This is a genomic window from Aestuariivirga sp. (assembly GCF_041738905.1).
GTDB lineage: Bacteria > Pseudomonadota > Alphaproteobacteria > Rhizobiales > Aestuariivirgaceae > Aestuariivirga.
The window spans coordinates 1-3,478 of record NZ_JBGSOZ010000101.1; the positions used below are offsets into that span (position 1 = coordinate 1).

General features: G+C 62.9%; 3 protein-coding genes. All 3 read right to left on the reverse strand.

From position 1 onward, the window contains the following. Nucleotides 1–195 precede the first annotated feature (195 nt). Genes ACEW8Q_RS08590 through ACEW8Q_RS08600 form a run of 3 tightly spaced genes read right to left on the reverse strand, consistent with a single transcriptional unit; the run spans nucleotide 196 to nucleotide 3,266 of the window. Nucleotides 196–1,206, reverse strand: a complete 1,011-nt coding sequence (locus tag ACEW8Q_RS08590) for an arginase family protein (protein WP_373503638.1) — start codon at nucleotides 1,204–1,206, stop codon at nucleotides 196–198. Next, complete coding sequence (locus tag ACEW8Q_RS08595) at nucleotides 1,203–2,360, reverse strand: MFS transporter (protein WP_373503639.1); 1,158 nt, start codon at nucleotides 2,358–2,360, stop codon at nucleotides 1,203–1,205. Before ACEW8Q_RS08595 ends, ACEW8Q_RS08590 begins: the two co-directional genes overlap by 4 nt. Before the next feature lie 39 nt (nucleotides 2,361–2,399). After that, nucleotides 2,400–3,266: a CHAD domain-containing protein gene (locus ACEW8Q_RS08600; RefSeq protein ID WP_373503640.1), complete on the reverse strand. Its 867-nt coding sequence runs from the start codon at nucleotides 3,264–3,266 to the stop codon at nucleotides 2,400–2,402. Nucleotides 3,267–3,478 lie beyond the last annotated feature (212 nt).

The following is a 3,478-nucleotide window of genomic DNA, read 5'->3' on the forward strand; positions in this document are numbered from 1 at the left end:
GGCGCAAAATCACCGTCATTGCCAACCGACATCACAAATGGTGTCCATCATCAGATAGTGGACACGATCATCGCGCCACTCTTCAGACAACTATCTCCAACATCGAAATCAATGCCAGGCGGCCGCTAGCGAAGGGATACAGTTATTCCATCCGCGCGTTCGTTTCTCTCCGACGTGAGGAGCGGGCTGTGGTGATCAGCCCTCCGGCACTTTGTCCGCCGCGATCAGGCAGATCATCTCGAACATCATCACCATCGCCAGCTGCGCGGTGATCTGGTTGGGGCTGTCCTTGGTCGGCATCAGGCACACGACATCGCCACCAATGATATTGAGTCCCTTGAGCCCCTGCAGCAGCCGCGTCGCCTCGCGGATGGTGAAGCCGCTGAAACCCGGTTCGATGTTGGACACGCCGGGCGCCACAGACGGATCCATGCAGTCGAGATCGAAGGTGATATAGGCTGGCTGGTCTCCCACACGCTCACGGATGAGTTCCACGGTCTTGCTGACACCGAGATCCTCGAATTCCTGCATGGTCACGACGCGATAGCCAAGTTCGCGGCTTGACCCGCCCACGCCCCCCTTGTGAATGGCGCCCGACGGATGGCCACGCATCCCAACCTGGATACTGCGATGCGGGTCGACGGCGTCTTCCTTCGCCGTATAGGCCGCCCAGTGCGCGGCCGATCGCCTGGCGCCCAGCCAGTGGGGCATGTTGTCATAGGAATCGGTGTGGGCATCGAAATGGATCAGCGCGCAGGGTTTACCGCCACTGAGCTTGCGTCCCGGGCCGGCAATTGCCTTGAGGATGGGCCCGGTCACCGAGTGGTCGCCGCCCACCGAAACGGGCCGCGTGCCCGCAGCATCGAGCCGCGCATAGAACGCCTCGATATCTCGCACGCAGGCCTCGTTGTTCATCGCTTCCGGCAGCGGCACGTCACCGAGGTCGTTCACCCGTGCAGCGTCCCAAGGCGAGAAGCCATGGACGAAATGGCTGCGGCGGTAAAAGCCCGAGACATTGCGCACGGCCCGCGGGCCCAGATGCTGGTCGCGTTCCGTCGAGCCATTTCCCGAACTGTGCGGCACACCGACGAGCGCGATGTCGGCGGCCGCCGGGTCTTCGTTCCACGGGCAGCGGAAGAATGTGGGTATGCCCCACCAGTACCAGCTCTGCGAACTGCGTTTCGCGGCATCCAGATCGTCACTCATGCGTGTTTCCCCGTGTGCTTCAAGGTTATGATCAAAACCAGCGCAGCCACAAGACCGAGGGCGACGAGGCTGAAGGCGGCACTGGTGCCAAAGCCGGCAGCCACGAGGCCGAAGAACCAGGGCGCCAGCGTGCGCGGCGCCGCGGTGAGCAATGACACGAAGCTCAGGCCGCCGGCGCGGTTTTCAGGCGAGAAGTTCGCTGCCATGGCGAAGATGCAAGGAATGAGGAGAGCCGTGCCGAGGCCCACGGCCGCGAAGGCGGCAACGCTTGCCGCGAAGTTCTTGGTGAAACCAAGTGCGGCAAACCCGCCGATGCTTACCACCAGAGAGCCGATCATCAGCGGCATGTCGCCAAAGTACGAGCGCAGCCGGTCGCCTGGAAAGCGCACCGCTGCGTTGCAGACGCCGTAGAAAGCAGCGCCCAGACCGGCCACGGCGGCCAATGCAGGAGCCTGCTCGTCGAGCAGTTTCGCCGACCACAGGAGTGCGGCGGTCTCCGCCGCGATGATCAGGCCGGCCGAAATGCCCAGCAACACCAGGGGAGTCTTGATGCGGAGCGTGGAGCGGCCCTCCGCCGTCTTGCGCTTCGCGAGGGCACGCGTGGGAATGCCGCGCCAGACCATGTTCCAGGCTAATGCAAAGAGGGCAATCACGAGTAGTCCCGTCGCCCATGTGCCCAGCAGCGTGGAGATGAAACTCGATGCAATGGCGGCGGCCGCCACGCCTGCCGAGACCGACCCGTGAAAGGCGGTGAACACCGGTCTCCGCATGTCATGCTCGATCGCTACAGCCTCAGCATTCATGAAGAGATCGGTGAGGCCGAAGCAAACGCCCATCGGAATGATCGCCATGTAGAACCACAGCGGAGACTGAGCCGTGAGATAGGCAAAGAGGAACAGACCGAAGGCCGGAAACACTGCCAGCAGAACCGCGCGGTTCGATGCGAAGCGCGCGACCTGCCCGCCGAGCGACATCGCCGAAACGGTCATCAGTGTGGACATGGTGAGGCCCAGTCCCATCGTCTCGGCATCGATCCCCGCATTGCGCATGATCGAGGGCATGGAACCCGCGAGAGCGCCGACGGCAGCGCCGAACGAGGTGAAGACCGCGAGGATGGCGGCGCGGGGAGACGAGGCGATGAATCGGGATGGCATGCGCGGTGGACACTAGGGGCACGCGCCCCGCTCTGCAAATCAGCCTTGCGCCTCATCCCACATGGCGCCGATGCGTTTTGCAAATGCCTTGGGCTTCGACTTGAACAGGGGCTTCCAGGTTTTCCGCACGCGCGCGAGCAGGACGCCGCGATGCCGGGCGATTGTCTTCGCAACATGTTTCCGGGGATGCTCGCCGTTCGCCTCGGCGAGTAGCCGCAACTCGTCGAGGTCGTTGAGGTCGCCGAGAATCTCCCTCAGCACCTCGAGTTCGGCAAGCCGGGTGTCAGGCGGCTTGCGAAGCCCGCCGCGCAGCAATTCCAGATGGTGGAGGTGGTGGATGACCTGCTTTCTCGCCTCGTGAAGCGCTTCGGGTTCCTCGCTGTCGAGGGCCGCCGCGAGATCCTTCCGCGCCGTGCGGTAAGTTCGTGTGAAAGCGTCCGAGATCGATGCAGGCGTTCCTTTCGCAATTCTCCAGCCTGAGACGGATTTTGAAGCTGAGGCCACGGCCTGCATTGCCCCGGCAAGGGCATCCCCGGGGGAAAGCGCGGCATGGTCCCGGCGATGATCTTCGGCAATCTTCAGCAATCGCTGTCCGCCCGCCGACCGGTCATCGAGTTTCCTTGCAGCTGCGACGAGAGCTTCGGCGCGGCGCTGTCCGGCCAGGGAATCGGCGGCGGCGCGAAGGGTGTCGTTGGCCTTCACATAGGCTCTCTCGCCGATCACGCTGCGGATGAGCCGCAGCAGGCTGCGCAGCCGCTTGATGCGCCGCCGGGCGCCATGAACGCTCGATCCTTCGGCGGCCGCCTTTTCGAGGTCGTCCATCAGCGCTCCAAGCTGGGCGCGCGCCGCGGCCTTCAGCGACGATGGGGAAGGTGCGGTGCGCGACAGATCAGGCAATTCAGTCATTTCCAGTCAGGAATTACCTGCAGACTGATGGCAATGACTGTCACAATCAATCAATTCGCATGATTGTCATGCAGGGGGATGTCCCGCTCAATGTAGAAAATTGGAGTGAGGTTGGCGTTGCTCTCCTCGAGCCGTAGGCTCGGGGTGTTCAATCCTGAATGGAGAGCAACACCATGAAGAAAGCTACCACGTCTATCGAGGCGCTTGCCAGT

Coding starts and splice junctions, on each gene's coding strand:
- ACEW8Q_RS08590 (WP_373503638.1), bottom strand. CDS start 1,206: ATGAGTGACGATCTGGATGCCGCGAAACGCAGTTCGCAGAGCTGGTAC.
- ACEW8Q_RS08595 (WP_373503639.1), bottom strand. CDS start 2,360: ATGCCATCCCGATTCATCGCCTCGTCTCCCCGCGCCGCCATCCTCGCG.
- ACEW8Q_RS08600 (WP_373503640.1), bottom strand. CDS start 3,266: ATGACTGAATTGCCTGATCTGTCGCGCACCGCACCTTCCCCATCGTCG.